This is a genomic window from Sphingobacterium sp. HMA12, assembly GCF_002933815.1.
Classification (GTDB): domain Bacteria; phylum Bacteroidota; class Bacteroidia; order Sphingobacteriales; family Sphingobacteriaceae; genus Sphingobacterium.
The window spans coordinates 810,403-832,343 of record NZ_BEYR01000002.1; the positions used below are offsets into that span (position 1 = coordinate 810,403).

At 40.0% G+C, this 21,941-nt stretch carries 18 protein-coding genes; 12 read left to right on the top strand and 6 right to left on the bottom strand.

What is annotated here, in order from left to right; genetic code table 11:
- Window positions 1–10: 10 nt before the first annotated feature.
- Complete coding sequence (locus tag HMAT_RS16810) at window positions 11–1,189, top strand: ABC transporter permease (RefSeq protein WP_104384050.1); 1,179 nt, start codon at window positions 11–13, stop codon at window positions 1,187–1,189.
- A gap of 81 nt (window positions 1,190–1,270) precedes the next feature.
- Here HMAT_RS16810 and HMAT_RS16815 read toward each other — a convergent pair whose 3' ends face one another.
- The 3 genes from HMAT_RS16815 to HMAT_RS16825 form a co-directional block, all read right to left on the bottom strand.
- Complete coding sequence (locus HMAT_RS16815; protein ID WP_104383983.1) at window positions 1,271–2,269, bottom strand: FKBP-type peptidyl-prolyl cis-trans isomerase; 999 nt, start codon at window positions 2,267–2,269, stop codon at window positions 1,271–1,273.
- 23 nt (window positions 2,270–2,292) lie between these two features.
- A complete protein-coding gene (locus HMAT_RS16820; protein WP_104383984.1) occupies window positions 2,293–3,303 on the bottom strand; it encodes a bifunctional oligoribonuclease/PAP phosphatase NrnA in 1,011 nt (336 codons plus the stop codon).
- A gap of 117 nt (window positions 3,304–3,420) precedes the next feature.
- Complete coding sequence (locus tag HMAT_RS16825) at window positions 3,421–6,060, bottom strand: hypothetical protein (RefSeq protein ID WP_104383985.1); 2,640 nt, start codon at window positions 6,058–6,060, stop codon at window positions 3,421–3,423.
- Between the two features lie 274 nt (window positions 6,061–6,334).
- Here HMAT_RS16825 and HMAT_RS16830 point away from each other — a divergent pair, with 274 nt between their 5' ends.
- The 5 genes from HMAT_RS16830 to HMAT_RS16850 all read left to right on the top strand — a co-directional run bounded on the left by HMAT_RS16830 (window position 6,335) and on the right by HMAT_RS16850 (window position 12,564).
- Window positions 6,335–6,724, top strand: a complete 390-nt coding sequence (locus HMAT_RS16830; RefSeq protein WP_104383986.1) for a DUF423 domain-containing protein — start codon at window positions 6,335–6,337, stop codon at window positions 6,722–6,724.
- A gap of 146 nt (window positions 6,725–6,870) precedes the next feature.
- A complete protein-coding gene (gene priA / locus HMAT_RS16835) occupies window positions 6,871–9,354 on the top strand; it encodes a primosomal protein N' (RefSeq protein ID WP_104383987.1) in 2,484 nt (827 codons plus the stop codon).
- Between the two features lie 224 nt (window positions 9,355–9,578).
- A complete protein-coding gene (locus HMAT_RS16840) occupies window positions 9,579–10,235 on the top strand; it encodes a protein-L-isoaspartate(D-aspartate) O-methyltransferase (protein ID WP_104383988.1) in 657 nt (218 codons plus the stop codon).
- Window positions 10,236–10,269: 34 nt separating this feature from the next.
- Window positions 10,270–12,093, top strand: a complete 1,824-nt coding sequence (locus tag HMAT_RS16845) for a DNA mismatch repair protein MutS (protein WP_158655910.1) — start codon at window positions 10,270–10,272, stop codon at window positions 12,091–12,093.
- A 69-nt stretch (window positions 12,094–12,162) separates the two neighbouring features.
- Window positions 12,163–12,564 (top strand): acyl-CoA thioesterase, encoded by a 402-nt coding sequence (locus HMAT_RS16850; RefSeq protein WP_104383990.1) that lies wholly within the window; start codon window positions 12,163–12,165, stop codon window positions 12,562–12,564.
- 84 nt (window positions 12,565–12,648) lie between these two features.
- On the opposite strand, the gene HMAT_RS16855 is transcribed toward HMAT_RS16850, so the two are convergent.
- Together HMAT_RS16855 and HMAT_RS16860 are read right to left on the bottom strand one after the other, a co-directional pair.
- On the bottom strand, window positions 12,649–13,023 hold the full coding sequence (locus tag HMAT_RS16855) for a DUF779 domain-containing protein (RefSeq protein WP_104383991.1): 375 nt from the start codon (window positions 13,021–13,023) through the stop codon (window positions 12,649–12,651).
- Between the two features lie 2 nt (window positions 13,024–13,025).
- Entirely contained in the window at window positions 13,026–14,528 is a 1,503-nt protein-coding gene (locus HMAT_RS16860) for an aldehyde dehydrogenase family protein (RefSeq protein WP_104383992.1), read from the bottom strand.
- Between the two features lie 199 nt (window positions 14,529–14,727).
- Between HMAT_RS16860 and HMAT_RS16865 the strand changes: the two genes are divergently transcribed.
- Window positions 14,728–15,630: an AraC family transcriptional regulator N-terminal domain-containing protein gene (locus tag HMAT_RS16865; RefSeq protein WP_104383993.1), complete on the top strand. Its 903-nt coding sequence runs from the start codon at window positions 14,728–14,730 to the stop codon at window positions 15,628–15,630.
- 5 nt (window positions 15,631–15,635) lie between these two features.
- Here HMAT_RS16865 and smpB read toward each other — a convergent pair whose 3' ends face one another.
- The gene (gene smpB / locus HMAT_RS16870; RefSeq protein WP_077438891.1) at window positions 15,636–16,091 is read right to left on the bottom strand and encodes an SsrA-binding protein SmpB; all 456 of its coding nucleotides are present in this window, start codon (window positions 16,089–16,091) and stop codon (window positions 15,636–15,638) included.
- A 410-nt stretch (window positions 16,092–16,501) separates the two neighbouring features.
- On the opposite strand from smpB, the gene HMAT_RS16875 reads away from it, so the two are divergent.
- From HMAT_RS16875 to HMAT_RS16895, 5 genes are read left to right on the top strand one after another with little or no spacing between them, the layout of a single operon-like run.
- Entirely contained in the window at window positions 16,502–17,701 is a 1,200-nt protein-coding gene (locus HMAT_RS16875) for a pyridoxal phosphate-dependent aminotransferase family protein (protein WP_104383994.1), read from the top strand.
- Window positions 17,702–17,712: 11 nt separating this feature from the next.
- On the top strand, window positions 17,713–18,834 hold the full coding sequence (locus tag HMAT_RS16880) for a hypothetical protein (RefSeq protein ID WP_104383995.1): 1,122 nt from the start codon (window positions 17,713–17,715) through the stop codon (window positions 18,832–18,834).
- Window positions 18,831–19,823 carry an NAD(P)-dependent oxidoreductase gene (locus tag HMAT_RS16885; protein WP_104383996.1) on the top strand — a complete coding sequence of 331 codons (993 nt, stop codon included), beginning with the start codon at window positions 18,831–18,833 and terminating at the stop codon, window positions 19,821–19,823. Before HMAT_RS16880 ends, HMAT_RS16885 begins: the two co-directional genes overlap by 4 nt.
- A 9-nt stretch (window positions 19,824–19,832) precedes the next feature.
- Window positions 19,833–20,525, top strand: coding sequence for a CDP-alcohol phosphatidyltransferase family protein (locus tag HMAT_RS16890; protein WP_104383997.1), 693 nt, complete (start codon window positions 19,833–19,835; stop codon window positions 20,523–20,525).
- Window positions 20,526–20,527: 2 nt separating this feature from the next.
- Window positions 20,528–20,923, top strand: a complete 396-nt coding sequence (locus HMAT_RS16895; protein WP_104383998.1) for a GtrA family protein — start codon at window positions 20,528–20,530, stop codon at window positions 20,921–20,923.
- Window positions 20,924–21,941 lie beyond the last annotated feature (1,018 nt).

Consider the following 21,941-nt stretch of genomic DNA (forward strand, 5'->3'; position numbering starts at 1 on the left):
GGGAATGGATGTGAAAAGATTTCTAGAATTAATCCAACGGGAGTTTAAGCTCTTTTTTAACAATAAGGTTTTGTTGATGCTCTTTTTGGGCGCACCAGTATTGTATGGAGTGCTGGTTGGTCATGTGTATCAACAGGGAAAGGTCACTGAAATGCCTGTTATTGTTGTTGATGAAGACAATAGCCCCTTAAGTAGTTCATTTATAGATATGCTTTCGGACAATGAAAGCATTCGGGTGGCGAAGGTATTACCTTCTTTGTTTGATTCGAAGGATGTTGCGATCCAATACGATGCAACAACCATTGTTCATATTCCCAAGGGCTTTGCTTCGGGGGTACAACAGAGCCGTCTGCCCGAGGTGACGGTATTTGTTGATGGCGCGAATACCCTGACTTCGAATACGGCCTTAATGGCCGTCAACGTCTGTGCGATGACAATGAAAGCGGGTATTCAGATTCAGTCACAAATGAAGCGTGGTGTACCGGCAAAGGTAGCAGCTCAACAGTATGAACCGTTTAAGACCACCATCGTCAAACAGAATATTCGAAGTGGAAATTACCTCTATTTTATGTTGCCCGGAGTATTAATTACCGTATTGCAACAGGTCTTGCTACTGGGCTTGGCCTTGTCTTTTTCTTCGGAGTTTGAGGGCAATACCTTTCCTGATCTTGTCCGGAAAATTTCCAATCCGATTGGACTTATTCTCGTCAAGATATTGCCTTATGTATTGATGTCGATCGGAATATTGCTGCTGTATTGGGGTTTTGGGAAATATTATCGAATGCCACTGCATGCTGACTTTGGTCGTTTTGTGTTATGCACTTTCGTTTTTTTGCTGGCGGTTTGCTTTATCGGTGTATTAGTGAGCGTGGTTTTGCCTTCTCAGTTAAAGTCAACGGAGGTCTTGATGGTGATCGCGACGCCCGCTTTTATCTTAAGCGGATTTACCTGGCCGGCGAGTTTAATGCCGGGTTGGGTACAGGGTATTGCCAATGTGATTCCTTCGACACATTATCTCCGGATTTTTAGATTGATGTTTATCCAACATGCGGAAAACTACCATACCAATAAAGCGCTAATGGCATTGACGATCATTATGGTCGTCTGTTTTGTCTTAGCAGTTGCTGTACTTTGGTGGAAGATAAGGAAGTTGAAGCAGGCTGATAAGCAAAAACAGGTTCAGGTCTAAAAAAAATATAACAAACAAAAGAGAGCCGTTCCAACATGTTGGAACGGCTCTCTTTTGTGTTAGCGAATTTATTCTGCTAAATTATTTTTTAGCTGCCGGAGCTTTTGTAGCAGGGGCAGTTGCTGTTGGAGCTACTGTACCCGGAGTTGTTGGCGCTGGAACTTTTCCTGGTTTGATATCCAATACCTCTACCTCAAACACCAATGGCGCATAAGGAGGGATTTTACCTGATGGACGGTCACCGTAAGCCAAAGAAGAAGGAATAACTAAAGTCGCTTTCGTACCTTTGTTGAACAACTGGAATGCTTCAGTCCATCCTGGGATGACACCGTCAACACCTAATTGGAATTTCAATGCTTCGTACGGACGTTGTGGCATAAAGATTTTCTCTTTCTTAGCAACATCTGGAAGGTTGGTGTCAAATACAACTCCTGTAGTCAATGAACCTACATAGTTTACATGAAGGGAATCACCTACTTTAGCGTTTGCTCCTGTTCCTGGTTTCGTAATTACGTATTGAAGTCCTGAAGCTGTTTTTGTTGTTTTCAAGTTTTTATCTTTGATGTATTTCTCCAATTTTGCCGGCTCAGCAGCTTTGTGTTTGTTCAATTCTTCTTCAAAGTATTTTTGAACTTGCTCGCCCAATTGTTGATCTGTTAATTTTCCTTTTTTGAAGTGTTTTTTTACTTTGATCGAGAAAACTAAGAATTTGTCAGCAAATTCTGGTTTAGGTTGGTGAGTTTTCGCAGCCATGGAATCCAAGTTGATTTTGAATACCAAGCTATCGCCTTCACCGACGTATTTGAATAAACCTGTTGGATCACCTGGATTTTTTGCGATAATGCTGTCTGGATATAATTGAACGATCTGAGGAATGCCCATTTCGTAAGTGCTGCTCATTACAGAATCTCTATCTGTTGATTGTACAATGTCAATAGCTAATAAATCGCCAGATACTGCTTTTTCTTTTGCATTATCATCCACGATTTTATACTCAAGACCACCTTCAGCCTTTTTGAATTTTTGGCATGACGTCATCAAAAGACCGGCAGCCGCGAAAAATAGAATTGCTTTCTTCATTTTCTAATGTATGTTACGATATCTTATTTTGTTAATATTTCTTTATAATTTGGTAAAATGGATTTGAATTTTGCGATCACCGCATCCAAACTCTCTTTCGAATTTCCGCCAGAAGCGTTGAGATGACCACCCCCATTGAAATATAATTTACAGATTTCATTACAGGGAACTTCTCCAATCGATCGCAAAGATAGTTTAATTTGTTCATTTCTGTCAATAATTAACGCAGCTAATCGAATTCCTTTGATGGAAAGTGCATAATTGACCAAACCTTCGGTATCTCCAGTGATGACCTGAAATTGATTGAGGTCTTCTTTGGTGACGTGAATGACAGCTGTATTGTACTCGTGAATGACTTCGAGACGGTTGAGGAGGCAAAATCCAAGGAACTTGAGACGGCTTTCCGAAGAGCTGTTGTAAATTTCTTCATGGATAGCCCAGTTTTGTGCGCCACAGTCAATCAAAGTCGCAATGATACGGTGGATTTCGGATGTCGTAGAGCGAAAACGGAACGAGCCGGTATCGGTCATAATACCTGTGTAAAGACAGGTTGCCATATCCGCACTGATACCGTCCCCATCGTGCATCTCATTCACCAAGAAACGGTAGATTAATTGTGCGGTTGCTGCTGCAGATGGATCCCAAAATGCATAATCTTCGAACCCTTCTGGATCCAGGTGATGATCAATCATGCATTTGATTCCTTTTGCCTGACGGATAGGATCTCCCATTTCATGGATACGGCCCAGACCGTTGAAGTCCAAGCAGAATAATACATCTGCTGTCTCAATCTGCTGATTATGTAGGATGGTATTTTGTGTGTAAATCTGTACGTTTTCCAACCCGGGCAGCCAGTCTAAAAAAGCAGGAAAATCTGATGGTACGATTAGATTAACGTGGTGTCCCTTTGTGGTTAACCAAAAATATAATCCCAACGATGAACCCAATGCATCTCCGTCTGGCTTGTAATGTGTGGTGATTACAATGCGCTTTGGTTCAGCCAATAATTCTTTTAATTCTTCCGATTTTAGCATAGTCATATTAAGTCTGCAAACCTACTATAAAAAATTTAGATTAGACAAATTTTTTATAAACATCTTTTGCATCTTATTTCGTTTTGTTTTGGTGTTAAAAAATTGATTTTCAAGTTTTTAAAATTTGTATACATAAACCTTAAAATCCTTTTTCATGCAAATCAAATAATTCGCATTGTCGCCATAGTTAATCGGTCCATAATAGAACTTTGAAAAGCCTTCCATTGGGAATCCTTCTTGTACCAAGCCATCCGATCCAAAGACATAAATCATGCGATTGTCAGTACCAACTCCCAATACATCGGATTTACCGATACGTTTAAAAAATAATGGCCTGTTGCTCGCATCTTCAATGAATTTATATTCAAAATAGGAAGAGGAGTCCCTTGCGCTATAGGCATTCAATTTATTGTTGGCTAAAATGATAAAATCTCTATCGGCACCACCACTGATATCTTCAAAATTAAAGAACGCATCTTTGCCCCAGCCTCCCAGTTTTATTTTCTTCGCTTCACCTTCAAAAGGAACTTTGAAAACACTGCCTTTATTATCGGCAACATAGACAAACGAATTCTTTTCATCTGAAGCAGCGACTAAACCGATTGGGTTTTTAACACTTTCGCCCTCAGTGTCCAGGGTTTGCTTTCGCATAATTTTGCCATTTTCATTGAAAAAATAAACAGAAGCTGTACTAGTACCTGCTATAATGTAATTCGTCTGGCCTAAAGCTGTTGTTTTGAGGTCAAAAAGAATACGGCTGTCTACGGTATTATTCTCCATTCCCTCCACTTTCTTGCCATCCAAGGTGTAAGCCAAAATGCGATCCGTGGCCGGGATGTAGATCCGTTGTTCTTTGTTGAAGTTAGTTACTGTGGCACCGTAGCTTGCGGTAGATGGTAGTTCGACTGAAAAGCCGTTTACATTTTTCCCGTCAGGGGTAATCCGGTACAGCCGGTTTTTGGTGACAATGACAATACTGAGATCCTGTAATTGAATCGGTTCGCCCAAAATCTCGCCCTGGAAAAGGTTCTGCCAAAGTTCTTTGCCATCTGGCGAAAACGCATGTACGGTATGATCCTGTTCCTGGATCATGATGAATTTGCTTTTACCATCCTGATCCAAAATCCACGGCTTATTGATGATACGATTTTCAAGCTGAACGGTCCATTCCGGTTTCCCACCCAAACGTGTATCACTTTTATAAAGCCCATATAAGCTGGATGCGAATGTTCCTTGATTGCCACTCAGTTGGTACGACCAGGAATAAAAATTTTGAAAACCAAATTGCTCCTCATCTTTAAAATTCTTTGCATAATCAGATTTTAGGTTGTCCAAAATATTGCTTTTAGCAGCTTTGGGTTCCAAATAAAAAGTGACATTGCTGCGGCTATTTTGTAAAGCTGCGTGATTCTTGAAAATAGCAGTGCCCGATAAAAATTGCTTCTCACGGAATGATTCACGATAATCGCGTAAGATTCCTGTTCTACTTGCGATAACCATAATATTGTCAACGACGGTAAAATAGGGCCTTGTGAAGCCCTTGAACGGTTCACCAAAAGAGGCATATAAGAGGTGAGAATATTTAAATTGATAGATTGAGTCACCAACAGAAGAACTGAATTTTTTGAAGTTATTTGCAAATAAGCTGGAATCTGATAAGCTGATTAATCCAAGTACATCTTGATTATCTAATTCAGCTAGTGCGAATTCATCATTGAAGAGGGGAGTGATGACGCTGTCAAAAGAAATTTTAGTATCATCTTCAAAATTTTTAACGCTTTTGTTTATACGGTCATATTCTTTTTGCTGGATCAACAGCTCTTTTAATCCTGAATGAAAGCTGGCTGCATCTGAAATACTGAAATCAATATAAGAAGCCGCATTTTTTGGCAAGTAATTCCCTAAGGCCTGGACTTGCGGTGTTTGATTGGTAAATAACTGCAGGTAGCTGTTTTTACTTCCCGTAAGATCTGTTTCACCCTTAAAGATAAGAGCATCCTGTTTAAAACTCATATTCCAGGAGGTTTGCCCTTTTAGGGAATCGATTAAATTGAGGTAATTCCCAAATTTTGATTTCATCAATATGCGGGCAACCTGCGCGAGCTGTTCATTGAAAACATACAAACTGAGGGGGGTATTTTTATTGTTGTGATTGACAAAGAACTCAATCTGTTTTGTATTTATTTTTCGGACATTCTTGTCGAAAATTTGCGCGAGAACCTGCTTTGAATAACTGGCAAAAATAATTTCATGCGAATAGGCACAATAGAGGGTGCTGTCTTTTATTCCCTTATTGAGACCGTAGAATCGTTGACCTAGGGTATCAAATGGTTGTACTTTATAATTGTTGCCTATCTGACCAATAAGCGTCCCTAGTGAATTATTGTCCAGACTTTGTCCCACCTGTACACTATAAAGTGGAGTTATCTGATCTTTTTCCTGGTGAAAAGATAATAAGATCTGTTGGCCTGTAACAAAGGGACTGAGTTGTTCACTGTGTAGCAATTGTCCTTTTAATCGTTCGAGATCACCAAAATTTACGTGGCCTAGGATGGCCTTAAATAATTCGTATTCATTAAATATCGTATCTACAGTCTCGTCGTTGGCGAAAGATGCTATGGCCAGGGTGTTTTCTGGTAAGTATTGTAAGGCCTTGGAATCCTGTTTGTTATTTTTATTAAAATCTCCGAAAAGATAGATCGTTGCCGCAATGACGGCTATGAATAATAAAATAGTGATGACTATTGTTTTTTTCATCAGAATAAATATTTTTATGGCTGCTCACCTGCCATGGTAATACATGAGCGCGTTTCTTTCAATTTGTTTTTTCGATGGTAATGAGGCTGTGATTTACAGGAAACTCAGGATGGTTCCATCTATAAAACAAACCTAATAAAAATATGCGGGAAGCGCTAGAAAATCATCTCGATAATGGGGTTTTGTAATATAAATTTAACAAAATATTCCTTATTTTGTCCGGTTTTTAATACATTTATCGGAGAAACACGTTTTCAGCATTCACTTTATTATAATGAATAAGAGAATCATTTTAGCCGCTTCGTTATTAGGAGCATTAGCTGTAATATTAGGGGCCTTTGGTGCCCACGGTCTAGAAGGAAAGGTAAGTGCATATCATATCGAAACTTGGAAAACTGCAAATCAGTATCATTTTTACCATACCTTTGCATTGCTATTTTTATCTACTTTTTCGCGTGCAAAAACCTATTCGATCAAGGTGTCTTTTATCGCCTTTATTGTTGGTATTATCTTTTTTTCGGGGTCGCTATATGTTCTTAGTATCAGGGAGATAACCGGTTTTGGGAATCCCGCCATCTTGGGGCCTATCACTCCTTTGGGTGGGCTATCATTGATCATCGGTTGGATCGCCTTATTTGTGGCTGCCCTAAAGAACAAATCCTAATCCTGCTGTTTGGAAAATAAAGTGCGCGAGCCTTGTAAATAAAGAGCCTTCCCAAGACTAAAGTCCGGGAAGGCTTTCTTTTTGAAGGACGACTTCGCTGTTCTTTCTGCGGCTTTTTTTGTATTTTTATGCCATAATAAGAAATTATGTCCAATCCGCAATCTTCGATTTTTAGTGAAAGAGATACCTTGTTTATTGATGTGGTTCTACCGTTGGCTCTAGCAAGAACATACACCTACCGTATTCCGGCTGACTGGAATGATCGGGTACAGGTTGGGATTCGGGTCATTGTGCAATTTGGACGAAATAAAATTTATTCGGCTGTGGTGAAATCTGTCAGTAAAGATGCGCCACTAAAATACGAAGCAAAATATATTTTAGATATCATTGATGACAAACCTATTGTCAATCTAGCTCAATTTAAATTGTGGGATTGGTTGGCAGATTATTATATGTGTAGTTTGGGTGAAGTCATGCAAGCAGCTCTCCCAGCTGCATTAAAATTGGCAAGTGAAACAAAAGTGGCTTCGTCGATAACAGCGGAATTTGACCGATCGACGCTATCTGATAAAGAATACCTAATTATTGAAGCGCTGGAGGTGGCGGGAGAGCTTAAGGTCAATGATATCGTGAAGTTATTGGGACAGAAAACCGTATTTCCGATATTAAAACAATTGTTTGACAAAGGTATCGTCCTTATTTCAGAAGAAATTACAGAAAGGTATAAACCTAAAACGAAAGCATTTCTGCGTTTTGCTCCGGACTTTAGGAACGAGGACGCAAAGCGTGAACTTTTGGATAGTCTCAACCGTGCGCCCAAACAGCAGGATGCGGTCTTGGCATTTATGCAGCTCGTCAAGAAAACGGAAGAGATTACGCGGCCCATGCTGGCAGAGGCCTCAGGCTGCGGAAATGCTGCGATTACGGCTTTGATCGACAAAGGAGTATTTGAAATAAAGGAAAAGGTCGTGTCGAGGTTTCAGGGAGAAGATATCGAACTGGATGCCAATTTTCAATTCAATGAAAACCAACAAAGAGCTTACAATGAAATTAGCGCATCTTTTGAAGAGAAAGAGGTAACACTCTTACACGGCGTTACAGCATCGGGTAAAACGCAGATTTACATACGGCTGATTGAACAGGCCATAGCGGCAGGGAAATCGGCGTTGTATCTTTTGCCGGAGATTGCATTGACGGCACAGATTACAGCGCGGCTAAAACTGCATTTTGGTGATAAGCTCGGGGTTTATCACTCTAAATTTAATGACAATGAGCGGGCCGAAGTATGGCATAAGGTAATGAAGAACGAGTTTCAGGTCGTTATTGGCGCGCGTTCTTCTGTATTTCTTCCATTTCAGGACCTGGGAATTATTATTGTCGATGAAGAACATGAAAGTTCATACAAGCAATTTGATCCGGCACCACGCTACCATGCTCGGGATACGGCCATTTATTTAGGTTTTTTGCATCAGACTAAGGTGCTATTGGGGTCCGCAACACCATCGTTGGAAAGTTATTATAACGCCAAGGCAAAGAAGTACGGATTTGTACAGTTGTTGGAGCGTTATGGTAATGCGCAATTGCCCAGTGTCGAACTGGTCAATATTCCTGAGGAAGGGCGAAAAGAAAATATGTTCTCCTATTTCTCAGGTACGTTGTTAAAAGCTATTGAAGAGGCTGTTAAAAATAAAGAACAAGTTATATTGTTTCAGAATCGGCGTGGACATACCACAATGATCCAGTGCAATACCTGCGGCTTTGTAGCCAAATGTGTGAATTGCGATGTCAGTTTAACCTATCACAAAAGCTCCAACATGATGCATTGCCATTACTGTGGACATGTTGAACCGCCCCTTCGGGTCTGCCCGGCTTGTGGAATGCCGCACATCGAAAGCAAGGGTTTTGGAACAGAACGGGTGGAGGAGGAGCTGGAATTGCTGATGCCTGAGATTCGTATTGGCCGGTTAGATCTGGATTCCACCAAAGGAAAGTATGGATTTGACAAGATAATTACGGCTTTTGATGAGCATGAGTTTGATGTGCTGATCGGTACCCAGATGGTAGCCAAAGGGCTGGATTTTGGACGTGTCAGCTTAATCGGAGTGGTGAATGCGGATACAATTATTAATTTTCCTGATTTTCGCGCTTATGAACGTTCGTTTTCCCTATTTTCCCAAGTTGCTGGCCGAGCTGGCCGCCGGGAAGCCGGAGGACGAGTAATCATCCAAAGCTATACCACCAATCATAGGGTCTTGGAACAGGTCGTTAACAATGATTATGAGGGGATGTTTATGACAGAAATCACAGAGCGGAAGAATTATCTTTACCCCCCATTTTATCGGCTTATCCGTATTGATATTAAGCACACTGATTTTCAAAAATGTTATGATTCTGCCAATCGTTTTGCTTCGGCACTGCGTCAGCAACTGGGCGCAAGAGTCCTGGGACCCGAACCGCCACTGGTCTCTCGCGTGCGGAATAATTTTATTCAGACCATTACCCTCAAGATTGAACGGGCAAATATCAGTATTGCCAAGGTAAAGGAGTTGATCCGCTCCGTTTTATTGGATTTTGAGCTTGATAAGACCAACACTGGTGTTCGTGTTCATGTCGATGTCGATCCCTATTAAGATTTTAGCTCTTGTACGTGTATCCGGCAGCTCAGAGCATCATTATTCTGAAGCCAATGCAATTTAATTATTTTTAACTTGCTGTTGCTGTTTGGATTAGCTTGTTTTGAAATGGCGAAGCTTTGTTCTACGTTCGGTATTCAGTACCGTGTATTGGCTTGACGTTAAATGACTTGTGAATAGTTCGGCTAAATATCCCTTTTTAAAAGTAAATTTGAAACATCATGGCGTATAAGTTTATTGATAATTATCGGGAAAGAGGTGCACGCAAGAAATTGGTCGAGCATCTAAAAGGAAGAGGTATTGAGGACCAAAAAGTATTGGAAGCCATTGGAAAGGTCCCGCGCCATTTCTTTTTTGATGAAACCTTTTGGAATCAGGCTTATCGGGATATTGCTTTTCCTATCGGTGACGGACAGACGATCTCACAACCCTATACTGTTGCTTATCAATCAGAATTGCTCCACGTGAAAAAAGGAGATAAGGTACTGGAAATAGGTACTGGATCAGGCTATCAAACCTGTATTCTGCTTGAACTTGGCGCTGACGTGTATACCATAGAACGTCAGGAAAATCTTTATCAACGGACAATTCAAGTGCTGCCCTATATGGGTTATAAGGCAAATTTCTTTTTAGGTGATGGTTCCAAAGGTATTATAGAACATGCCCCTTACGATAAAATCATTGTAACTGCAGGAGCCCCATTTGTGCCTGAAATCATGCTGAAACAGTTGAAAATAGGGGGGATTTTCGTTATTCCGGTAGGGGACGAGAAGTCTCAGAAAATGGTAACAATAATTCGTGTTGGAGAAAATGATTTTGATCGAATAGAATTAGATACCTTTCGTTTTGTGCCTTTGGTGGGTGACCAGGCCTGGTAGTTGAATGATTGATGGAATAAAAAATTATTTAGGAGTGAATTCAATAGCTACATTGTATGCGCAAAAGCATCAAGAAATTGCGTCGACGGTTTTAAAATTAAATAAACGGGTCAATACCTTGAGTTTAACACGGTTATTCGTTATTCTTGGCGGTGGCGCACTGTTGTTTTATACTTTTCAGTTGGAAAGTCTACCCTTGGTGTTCTTTTGTTTCTTTGCCTTGTTATTCTTTTTTGCCTATTTGGTGCGCCGGCAAAGTCAACTTGAACTTCAGAAAAATTATTTTGAAGCTTATTTAAAGGTTCTTTCCAATGAACAGACCATAGCAGAAGGGAAAGCGAATATGTATGCTCATGGAGAACAATTTGAAGATGGTAACCATCCCTATAGTTCGGATATGGATGTATTTGGAACCTATTCTTTATTTGCGCAATTGAACCGTTCGACAACGAAGCAGGGTATTGATCTGCTGGCATCTTGGTTCAGTGCTCCGCTGGACAAAGAGCAGATTCAGCGTAATCAGGAAGCATCGAAAGAACTGGAAAATGAATCCGAATGGATATGGGATTTTCAGGCAAAACTGCTGGCAAACCTAAATCATAAACTGGATATTAAAGCTTTTTTGTCCAATTATTTTCAAGACCGGAATTTTAACTTTGGAAACGGCTTCATGCGCATGTATGTCAAGGTTGGTCCGGCTTTATTTGCGGTGGCGCTTGTTGGGAGCTTCTTTATTCCCCAATTTACAGCGGTCGCCACCATATTGGGGTTGTTTCATGTGCTTTGGGCTTTTGCCAAAGCAGGTAGTGTAAGTTTATTCTCCTCAAGAATAGACAAGATAGGTGGAATACTGGGATCCTATGCAGATGCTATACAGACTATTGAAAGTCATTCATGGAAATCTGCATCTCTACAGGAAATGGCGAATGAATTAAAGCAAGGGAATCATGCTGAACCTATTTCAAAGGCTTTTAAAAAACTCGCCACATTGATCAATAATCTGGATGCACGAAATAATGTATTCGTGGGGCTATTTCTGAATCTCTTTTTACTGTGGGATTTTAAGCAGGTATTAGCGATTATAGACTGGAAAAATAAATATGAGCAGGAAATCTTGAATTCATTTGATACCTTGGCAAAAGTCGAGGCCGTGAATAGTCTGGCGATCTGGAAAAGAAATCATCCAACGTATATTTACCCGGTCATTTTAAACCTGCCTAATGAAGATAAGATTGAAGCACAAGGCGTTTTTCATCCGCTTATTCCGAGTGAACAGGTTGTTGCAAATGATTATACAAGTATGGATCATTGGGTTGCATTGGTGACTGGATCCAATATGGCGGGAAAAAGTACTTTCTTGCGAACAATTGGAATCAATGCAATTCTTGCTTATGCCGGAGCCAGTGTTGCCGCGACAACATTTCGGCTACCGATCTATAAGCTTATATCTTATATGCGTATCCGGGATAATCTGAATGAAAGTACCTCTACCTTCAAAGCAGAGCTCGATCGGATGAAGTTTATACTAGATACAGTGGCTTCCTATACGGATAGTTTTTTTCTGATTGATGAAATGCTACGTGGTACAAATTCGGTGGACAAGTATTTGGGCTCCCGTGCGATTATCAAAAAATTAGTCCGCTTGGAGGGGAAAGGTATGGTGGCTACACATGATCTGCAACTGTCCAGTTTGGAGCCGGAGTTTCCAGGAGAGATTAAGAATTATCATTTTGATATCCAGGTGGACGAAGGGCAAATGCTGTTTGACTATAAATTGAAGACCGGAGAGTGTAAGATCTTCAATGCCTCATTGTTATTGAAGGGGATAGGGGTGGATATCGAAGAAAATATTGGATAAAAATGACTCAATTGTTTTGGTATAGCATTACATTTGTGTCCTCTTAAATCCACAAAATTAAAACAATAAATGACTTTACAAGAACGTATTGATTTATCGGAAACGCACGTATGTACAACAGTATTTCCGTTTTTGACAAATCATCACGATACCTTATTCGGCGGTAAGGCGATGTCCATTATGGATGAAGTGTCTTTCATGGCGGCTACGAGATTCTGCCGCAAAACTTTAGTAACTGTATCCACTGACCGTATTGATTTCAATAAGGCAATTCCTTCCGGAAGTATTATTGAAGCAATTGCACGAGTCCAAAATGTCGGGCGTACCAGTCTCAAGGTAAAAGTTGAAATATTTCTGGAACACATGTATAAAGAAGGGCGCGAACTGGCGATAGAAGGTGTTTTTACGTTTGTTGCTTTGGATGAAAATAAACAGCCAATTCCTGTCTTAGAGGGGCTGGATATAGAATAATCTACCTAATTTTACTGGGACACTTTTGTCTTCGATAGCAAAGATTTAGCAAAACCGGGTGGATCCCCCACCCGGTTTTTTTGTTTATTCACTACGTTTGATTGGACTAAGTTCTTTTAATTCTTCTTCGGTAAAGAGTCGATAATGTACTTTAAAGGTTTTTCCCAGCGGTGTTTCCAACGAAAAACCACCAGGTCCGAAACCTTCCAGCACATCAAGGGTAAAATGGGCATGTTTCCAATACTCAAACAAATCCCGGTCCACCCAAAACTCATATCCTTCCACCAATCCGATCATGGCATCATTCATCCGCGGAAAATACCCCCCTTTTTCGAAACATTGGGGCTGAGTGCCCTCACAGCAACCGCCTGCCTGATAAAACATCAATGCACCGTGTTGTGCTTCAAGTGTATGAATGAGTTCTTTGGCTTTGTCCGTACTATCTATTCTGTTGACCATTGTTAAAAGAACCCTAGTTTTTCCTTGCTGTATGAAATTAACATATTTTTTGCCTGACGATAATGGGCAAGCATCATCTTGTGATTTTCTCGACCAATGCCCGATTGTTTGTAGCCGCCGAATGGGGCACCTGCCGGGTAAGAATGGTATTGATTGACCCATACGCGGCCAGCTTGGATGGCACGAGGAACCTGATAAAGCTGATGGGCATCTCTGGTCCATACACCAGCGCCAAGGCCATACATGGTGTCGTTGGCAATAGCAATAGCTTCTTGCTCATCTCTGAACGTTGTAACAGCTAAGACCGGACCAAAAATCTCTTCCTGGAAAATACGCATCTTATTATTTCCTTTGAATAGCGTTGGTTTGATGTAATAACCTTCTTCAAAACCTGCACCGACATTGTTTTCGTCCCCGCCAGTGAGCACTTCGGCTCCTTCTTGTTTACCCAGTGTAATATAAGACATGATTTTGTCCTTTTGAATTTTGGAAGCTTGGGCCCCCATCATTGTTGTCGGATCTAATGGGTCACCAACTTTGATCTGATTGACCCGATCAATGACACGTGCAATAAACTTATCGTAGATATCCTCCTGGACTAATAAACGCGAGGGACATGTGCATATTTCTCCCTGATTAAGGGCAAATAAAACAGCACCTTCGATCGCTTTGTCCAAGAATGCATCGTCAGCATCCATGACAGAGCTGAAGAATATGTTAGGAGATTTTCCTCCCAATTCCAGTGTTACGGGTATAATATTTTCTGTAGCATATTGCATGACTAATCTGCCCGTTGCGGTTGATCCTGTAAAGGCTGCCTTCGCAACTTTAGGATTGGTTACTAAGGCCCGGCCTAGTTCCGACCCAAACCCATTCACAATATTTATCACACCCGCCGGTATCAGATCGCCAATAATTTCCATCAAGACGAGAATTGACGCCGGTGTGCTTTCTGCTGGTTTTAAAACAACGGTATTTCCGGCAGCAAGCGCTGGAGCAAGTTTCCATACCGCCATTAAAATTGGGAAATTCCATGGAATGATCTGTGCAATAACGCCGATCGGTTCGTGTACAATCAGGGAAACGGTATTGCTGTCCAATTCGGTTATTGATCCCTCTTCGGCCCGGATTACTCCCGCAAAGTATCTAAAATGATCAATGGCAAGCGGTATGTCCGCATTTAGCGTTTCGCGTACCGCTTTTCCGTTATCTATGGTCTCTACTGCTGCAATATATTCCAGATTAGCCTCGATGCGGTCTGCAATTTTGTTGAGAATAATGCTGCGTTCGGTTGCGGATGTTTTTCCCCAGGTCTCAAAGGCTTTAGATGCCGTATCAACTGCCAGATCGAGATCTTCTTTTGTTGAGTGTGCCACTTGGGTATATACTTTACCATCCACCGGCGAGATATTATCAAAATATTTTCCCTGGATAGGGGCGACAAAATTACCGCCAATGTAATTGTCGTATCGTTCTTTGAACGATGGTCTTTTAATTGCGCTCATATGATTTATTATTACTTATTTTTACTCCCTTCTTATCAAAGTTAGCCAGCAATTATCCAATACCGTAGCATTATTGAAGCAAAGCATAGCATCATCGTTGCAGCAAAGCATAGCATATTACTTTAGGATACACTAAAACAAATGTTTGGATTTTTTTGTTATATTTGATTGATTTTCAATTATATTTAGTTGATGTGATATGAGGGATAGGACATTGATTCATACATTACCATTTTCTCAGGGAAGGGAACTCAGTACGCTGGTGGAAAACCGACGCGCGTTTACGTTGGATAGCCTAGAACTGAATATATATGAGACATATCGTGTGTCTGAATATGTGCCCCTGCGGTTTGATGATCTGGTCATGATCAATATGATTCAAGGAAAGAAAATTATGCACTTAGATCATATGAAAGCTTTTGACTATCTACCCGGACAGATGATCGTATTGCCGGCCATGGTCGGTATGCATATTGACTTTCCGGAAGCCACACTTGAGCGTCCTACGCAATGTTCGGCCCTCACCATCCGGAAGGAAAAAATAGAAGCTGTATTGGATTATTTAAATGAATTTTATCCAAAGGAACAGTTGGACCACTGGCATATTGATCCTGAACTTTTTCATCTTTATAATTCCAACGAATTGGCCGAATTGGTTAATAAATTATTTCAGCTTATTATAAGCGAGAATCCGCTTAAAGATGTTTTGGCAGATCTGACATTTAAGGAGCTCACAATTCGACTGCTACAGTCGCAGTCTCTTATGGCGTTGAAAGTGGGGAAATCACCCAACAAGGTGCTTGTTCATTTACAGGAGTTTATCCGTAGGAATATTACCGAGAAGATATCGATAGACTTATTGGAGAAGGCCGCTCACATGAGCAAGGCAAGTTTGACCCGAATGTTCAATCGGGAACTCGGGCTTAGCCCAATGGAATATGTGATCCAGCAGCGTATTAATAAAGCAAAGCAATTATTGCTCTTGACCCGGAATGTCAAGGAGTCCTGTTTTGGGGCAGGCTTCAATGATGTCAATTATTTTGTTCGGCTGTTTAAAAATAGAGTTGGCATCACGCCAGGGGCATTTGTCCTGGCGCAATGACAACGTTAGAATTTCATGACGCGATCAAGCTCACGTTTGACATCTCTTTCCTTTATATTTTCCCGTTTATCGAAGTCTTTTTTACCCTGTGCAAGGGCAATTTCAACTTTTGCAAAACCACGCGAGCTGATAAATATGCGCAAAGGAACAATGGTAAAACCACGTTCTTCGCCTTTTTCTTTTAATTTCTTCAGTTCTTTTTTTGTTAGCAAAAGCTGGCGGTCGCGTTTTGCTTCATGATTGTAAAATGAACCCATGGAATATTCGGCGATATGCATGTTACGGATGTAAAGCCCATCGTCGAAGAAACTGCAGAAACTATCGTTAATATTTGCTTTTCCCTCCCGTATTGATTTTATTTCTGTGCCTAAAAGTCGAATTCCAGCAACGTATTTGTCTAGTAGGTGATACTCAAAAGAAGCTTTTTTATTTTTTATATTGATATCTGAAGATAAAGCCATATATTGTTGTATATTAGTAAGTCTATACCATTGCTAGTGCAATGAACCTAAATGTAACTAATTATAGGATAATTTAAAGTTCGCAAATATAATTATTAAAATTGTCTTATTTTATAGTAGAATTGTGTGGGGAGATGTTAGCGGAGTATTAAAATAAAATTAACTGTTTTGGACGATGTGTTAAAAATATGACTAAATTTAAGTGAAAGTCAGATTATGTTTTCGTATGTTTGCAACGTTTTTTGGAATTATTGTGAATATATACAACGTAGAATTTCAACTTACATTGTGGATAGAGCAGATTTTTATTCGAAGACAGAGTTTTTTATATAAAAGTCCAATTCGAGAATTTTGTTTGTTACAATAACATCTAAAAGTTAGAAATAGTTTTAGAAATACCTTTTTATCGCATGAGTAAAGGAAAGTTAGGCGAAAAAATATCGCAATTTAAGATTGTAGAGGAGTTAAAAGCTAAAGGCTTATATGCCTATTTTAGACCTATTCAATCAAAACAAGATACCGAGGTAAAAATCGATGGTAGACGTGTATTGATGTTTGGTTCTAACTCTTATTTAGGGTTAACGACTGATATACGTATTATAAAAGCAGCGCAAGATGCTTTGGAGAAGTATGGTACTGGATGTGCTGGATCGCGTTTCTTAAACGGTACGTTAGATATTCACGTAGAACTGGAGGAAAAACTATCTGCCTATGTAGGTAAAGAGTCCGCGATTCTTTTTAGTACAGGATTCCAATCAAATCTTGGTCCTTTGTCTTGTCTGATGGGACGTAATGATTATATTTTGCTGGATGAACGTGATCATGCATCTATTATTGATGGTAGCCGTTTATCATTTGCGAAAGTGATCAAATACGGACACAATAATATGGACGATTTGCGCGCCAAATTATCCAGACTGCCTGAAGAAAGTGCAAAATTAATTTGTACGGACGGTATCTTTAGTATGGAAGGTGATATTGTTAACTTACCAGAACTTACTACAATAGCTAATGAGTTTGATGCTGCCGTTATGGTGGACGATGCGCATAGCTTGGGTGTTATTGGGCACAAAGGGGCTGGTACAGCGTCACACTTTGGGCTTAATGACGATGTTGATTTGATCATGGGTACTTTTAGTAAATCATTAGCTTCTTTAGGTGGATTTGTAGCGGGTGATGCTGATGTGATTGATTTCTTGAAACATAATGCACGCTCAGTGATGTTTAGTGCGTCAATGACGCCAGCATCTGTCGCTTCTACATTGAAAGCGTTAGAGATTATTCAAAATGAGCCTGAACACATTGAAAAATTGTGGAAAAATACGGATTATGCCAAAGCACAATTATTAGATCATGGTTTTGATCTAGGCGCTACGGAAAGCCCTATTTTGCCAATCTTTATTCGTAGCAATGAAAAAACCTTCTGGGTAACTAAAATGCTCCAAGATGATGGTGTATTTGTTAATCCTGTAGTTTCTCCAGCAGTTCCTGCGGAGGAGTCTTTGATTCGTTTTTCATTGATGGCGACACATACTTATGACCAGATCGATGAAGCAATTGAGAAGATGGTTAAAGTATTCAAACAAGCTGAAGTTGAAACATTAATATAAAATCTAATCGTATGATTCAGATTGTACCCGTTGAAACAAAGAAACAAAGACGGCTGTTTATAGATTTCCCTCATAGCCTCTATGAGGGAAATCCTAATTATGTACCTGCCTTATTTCTCGAACAAGAAGACCTGCTTTCTCCTGATAAGCATCCTTTCTATAAACATTCTCAAGCGCAACCCTTCCTAGCTTATCGTAACGATAAGATCGTTGGCCGAATCTGTGCGATTTGGAACAACAATCACAATGCCTTTAATCATGTCAATGAAGGGCAATGGGGATTTTTCGATTGCATCGATGATCAGGAGGTGGCCAATGCTTTGTTTGAAACTGCTGAGAAATGGGTGAAAGCCAAAGGGGGGGATACTATTGTAGGGCCTATCAATTTATCAACCAATGATACTGTTGGTTTATTGGTTGAAGGTTTTGATAAACCTCCTGTTGCCATGATGCCTTATAATTCACCCTATTACATCGATTTGATTACCAATGGTGGATACAGTCATAAAGTAGATCTTAGGGCCTATCTGGTCATGGAGCAAACTGCGGATAAGCGCTCTGTAAAGCTTTTGGATAAGTTGGAGGAACGTTTAAAAAGGTCAGGAATTACACTGCGTCAGTTCAATGTAAAGGATTTTAAAAACGAAGCTGCAAAGGTTCGTGATATCTACAATAGAGCTTGGGATAAAAATTCAGGATTCGTTCCGATGACGGAAGATGAATTCAACTATACGGCTAAAGATCTGAAAATGATCCTCGATCCACGTTTTGCCATTGTGGCAGAAAAAGATGGGGAGCTCGTTGGCTTTGGTCTTGGTATTCCGGATATTAATCAAATCCTTATCAAGATGAAGAAAGGTCGTTTGCTTCCTACAGGTATTTTCAAACTGTTGTTCGGGAAGAAAAAGATTAATTTACTTCGGGTGTTGATGTTGGGCGTATTGGAAGATTATCGCAAACTTGGTATTGAAGCATGTTTGTATGGCCGAATTATTAGAGAATCAAAAGATTCTAATATCAAAGGGGCCGAATGTTCATGGATGTTGGAGCATAACTATATGATGAACCATGCCATTGAACAAATGAATGGAGAATTGTACAAACGTTATCGTTTGTATCAAAAATCATTATGATAGAAAAAATATTGATCACTGGAGCGAGTGGTTTTGTGGGCTATCATTTGACGAGAGCGGCGAAGGAAGCGGGGATGGAAGTGCATGCTGCGGTAAGAAAGTCGAGTGATGTTTCAGAAATTAGTTCTGTTGTGGATAAATTTGTTTATCCTGATTTCGCTGATAAAGCTTCCATCAAAGCTTTATTGGAGTCAGAAAACTATACCTATATCGTACATGCCGCGGCAATGACGCGTGCCAAACGTGAAGAAGATTTAGAAGAGGTCAATGTTGGTTATACCCAAAACTTGGCGTCGGCTTGTTTTTCACTGAAGAACCCAATCCGCAGATTTGTTTTTGTCAGTAGTCTTGCTGCCATAGGCCCGGTAACCTATGCGTCAAATTTAATTGACGAACGGAATTCTTACTGCCCAGTGACCGCTTATGGTCGAAGTAAAAAGAAGGCTGAACTTGCATTGAACGCGTTTGAGGATCAGCCAGTGACAATTCTGCGCCCTACAGCAGTTTATGGCCCGAGAGAGAAGGATATTTTTATTCTTTTCAAAACAATGAACGGAGGAATGGATGCTTATGTCGGAAGATCTCCTCAAAAGCTGAGCTTTATTTATGTGACGGATCTAGTTCAAGCGATTTTGAATGCCTGCCGTTTCGATCAGGGGGGAAAAAGAGTGTACAATCTGAGTGATGGCCAAGTGTATGACCGATATGAAATGGCTAAAATTTTCAAAGAGTTTACACAAAAGAAAATGATCCGGATGCATATTCCATTGGGGGTGGTGAAAGCGGTAGCGGTAATCTTTGAACGTGTATATAAAAATTCAAAAACAATACCTGTACTATATCCAGAGCGATTGAATGAACTTACAGCAGAAAATTGGGGCTGTGATATTTCATTGGCTCAAAGCCAAATACAATACCAACCTAAATATAATTTGAGAGCGGGCTTAATGGAGGCACTAGCTTGGTATAAAGAAAATAAATGGTTATAATCACAGATAATGAGTGAGTTTAAAATAAATAAAAAGCTTTTTCAAGATCGGAAAAGAACAAATATCCTGAGTGAACCTGAACAAAAGCTGATTACCTACCTTGTGCCCAGAGTTCCTAATTGGATTACTTCGGATGGCCTTACAGCGATCGGTTTTTTTGGCTCGTTAATGGTTTTAGGGAGCTTTATACTTGCGGAATACGTGGATATCCGCTATTTACTTTTGGGTATACCCGGTTTTTTCGTGCAATGGTTTGGTGATTCGTTAGATGGGCGTATAGCTTTTTATCGGAATAAATCACGCCGTTGGTATGGATTTGCGTTGGATATTGTAATGGATTGGATTAGTACAGTCTTTATCGGATTAGGGTATGTGCTTTATACAACGGGTGACTATAAGTACCTTGGCTTTACGTTGGTATCATTATATGGATGGGCGATGATCATATCTCAACTTAGGTATAGGATTACGGATAAATACACCATAGATGCCGGAATCTTGGGGCCGACAGAAATACGTGTGATTATTTCCTTGGTGATGTTATTGGAGGTGTTGATGCCAGGTTCTATTAATTGGTGTGTATTCGTGATTTGTATCCTACTTTTTATTATCAATGCAAACGACACGCGTCTTTTGTTGAAATTGGGCGATGCGAAGGATAAGGAAGATAAATTAAAAAAGCAACAAGAAGAGGCTAGCTAAATATGTCTTCAAAGGTTATTACATTTTTGAAAGCACAACTGTCCGCCTTTTTGGGCGGATTGTTTGATTTTGGAGTATATTCCGCCTGTTATAAACTTTTACATATTAGTGCGCCTTTCTCTAATGCAATCAGCGGAAGTCTCGGCGCTGTCGTAAATTTTCTGATCAATCGGTACTGGTCTTTTGGTAGCACACAAAATTCTGTCGGTAGTCAGTTATGGAAGTTTGTGATTGTGGTTTGTGGAAGTATATTACTTAAATCTACGGGTATACACTTTCTGGTGGACGTGTACCATTTTAACTTTTTGTTTTCAAAGCTACTTGTTGAGCTGCTTGTTTCTTTAGGCTTTAATTATACGCTCCAGCGTTTCTGGGTCTTTAAAGACGGAGGGAAGTAATTTGTTTCTCTTTTCTTGTCGATTGAACGATGCCGTTCAGCTTAATATTGTTTTTTCTTTATAACTTTTTTTGGACTTCTAATCCATTTTTTAAATTTTAAATTGATGAAATTGTAATCTGTATGGATAATTCCAGGTTATTTGTAATCGTTTCAGTGCTATTTTAATTTCGCTTGCCGGCGTTTGCCTATTAAATTATCATCGATAACCATAATATTAACAGTTATATTCTTTTAAGTAAGGCTAAGGCTATTTGGTTATAATACTAATTATTTCTCTATTGATTATATATTAGTTTAGGAATAATTTAGATTTAAGTTAGCGATCCATTAGGTTTAGTTTAGCTTTTCCCTAAACAAAACCTAACCAATACCTAAACTAAACCTAAACAAACCCTAACTAAACTACGAATTTCTGCTGACCTTGATGACACGCTTTTACCTTGTTTTTTCTGCGGTCTCCTCGGTTTGTTTGTGGCTGCGGTTTTTATGCCTATCTACCGTTCCATATCTTCTGATCCGGGAGATCCGGCCCATCGGATTTTTTTTCTGCTTTTTACGGTCTGTTTCCGGTTACGGTTTTTCTGCTGTGCCCATGTCATTCGATCTTTCCATCCCGGGTTCGGGGTATCCCTAATGTTTTCTATTAGCCAGTGCTGTGCTTTTGGGCTAACAACTATCAGGGAGTCAGTACCCCAATCAAAAGAATAAGCGAAAGCTGCCCGGAAGCCTTTCCTACGGCCCTCCGGTCAGCTACCGGGAAAAACAATCCACCAAGTTCACAGCGAGTTACAGACATATTGAAAGAAAATAAAACAAAAGGCTTGGAAGTGATTATAAAAACTCCCTATCTTTGCACCACTCCGCAAGGGAGGAACGGTTGCTTCGAAAGAAGGAATCCTGAAAAAAGAAGGGTCTGACGGGAGTTAGGCGCGGAAATCGGAAAAAAGAAAAAGAAAAAAAACTTCAGAAAGTTTTTGGAAGTTCAGAAAAGATTTCTACCTTTGCAGTCCCAACGG

Bases quoted from the DNA above. Each gene is read 5' to 3' on its own strand.
- HMAT_RS16815 (WP_104383983.1), bottom strand. From the start codon at position 2,269: ATGAAGAAAGCAATTCTATTTTTCGCGGCTGCCGGTCTTTTGATGACG.
- HMAT_RS16820 (WP_104383984.1), bottom strand. From the start codon at position 3,303: ATGCTAAAATCGGAAGAATTAAAAGAATTATTGGCTGAACCAAAGCGC.
- HMAT_RS16825 (WP_104383985.1), bottom strand. From the start codon at position 6,060: ATGAAAAAAACAATAGTCATCACTATTTTATTATTCATAGCCGTCATT.
- HMAT_RS16830 (WP_104383986.1), top strand. From the start codon at position 6,335: ATGAATAAGAGAATCATTTTAGCCGCTTCGTTATTAGGAGCATTAGCT.
- priA (WP_104383987.1), top strand. From the start codon at position 6,871: ATGTCCAATCCGCAATCTTCGATTTTTAGTGAAAGAGATACCTTGTTT.
- HMAT_RS16840 (WP_104383988.1), top strand. From the start codon at position 9,579: ATGGCGTATAAGTTTATTGATAATTATCGGGAAAGAGGTGCACGCAAG.
- HMAT_RS16850 (WP_104383990.1), top strand. From the start codon at position 12,163: ATGACTTTACAAGAACGTATTGATTTATCGGAAACGCACGTATGTACA.
- HMAT_RS16855 (WP_104383991.1), bottom strand. From the start codon at position 13,023: ATGGTCAACAGAATAGATAGTACGGACAAAGCCAAAGAACTCATTCAT.
- HMAT_RS16860 (WP_104383992.1), bottom strand. From the start codon at position 14,528: ATGAGCGCAATTAAAAGACCATCGTTCAAAGAACGATACGACAATTAC.
- HMAT_RS16865 (WP_104383993.1), top strand. From the start codon at position 14,728: ATGAGGGATAGGACATTGATTCATACATTACCATTTTCTCAGGGAAGG.
- smpB (WP_077438891.1), bottom strand. From the start codon at position 16,091: ATGGCTTTATCTTCAGATATCAATATAAAAAATAAAAAAGCTTCTTTT.
- HMAT_RS16875 (WP_104383994.1), top strand. From the start codon at position 16,502: ATGAGTAAAGGAAAGTTAGGCGAAAAAATATCGCAATTTAAGATTGTA.
- HMAT_RS16880 (WP_104383995.1), top strand. From the start codon at position 17,713: ATGATTCAGATTGTACCCGTTGAAACAAAGAAACAAAGACGGCTGTTT.
- HMAT_RS16885 (WP_104383996.1), top strand. From the start codon at position 18,831: ATGATAGAAAAAATATTGATCACTGGAGCGAGTGGTTTTGTGGGCTAT.
- HMAT_RS16890 (WP_104383997.1), top strand. From the start codon at position 19,833: ATGAGTGAGTTTAAAATAAATAAAAAGCTTTTTCAAGATCGGAAAAGA.
- HMAT_RS16895 (WP_104383998.1), top strand. From the start codon at position 20,528: ATGTCTTCAAAGGTTATTACATTTTTGAAAGCACAACTGTCCGCCTTT.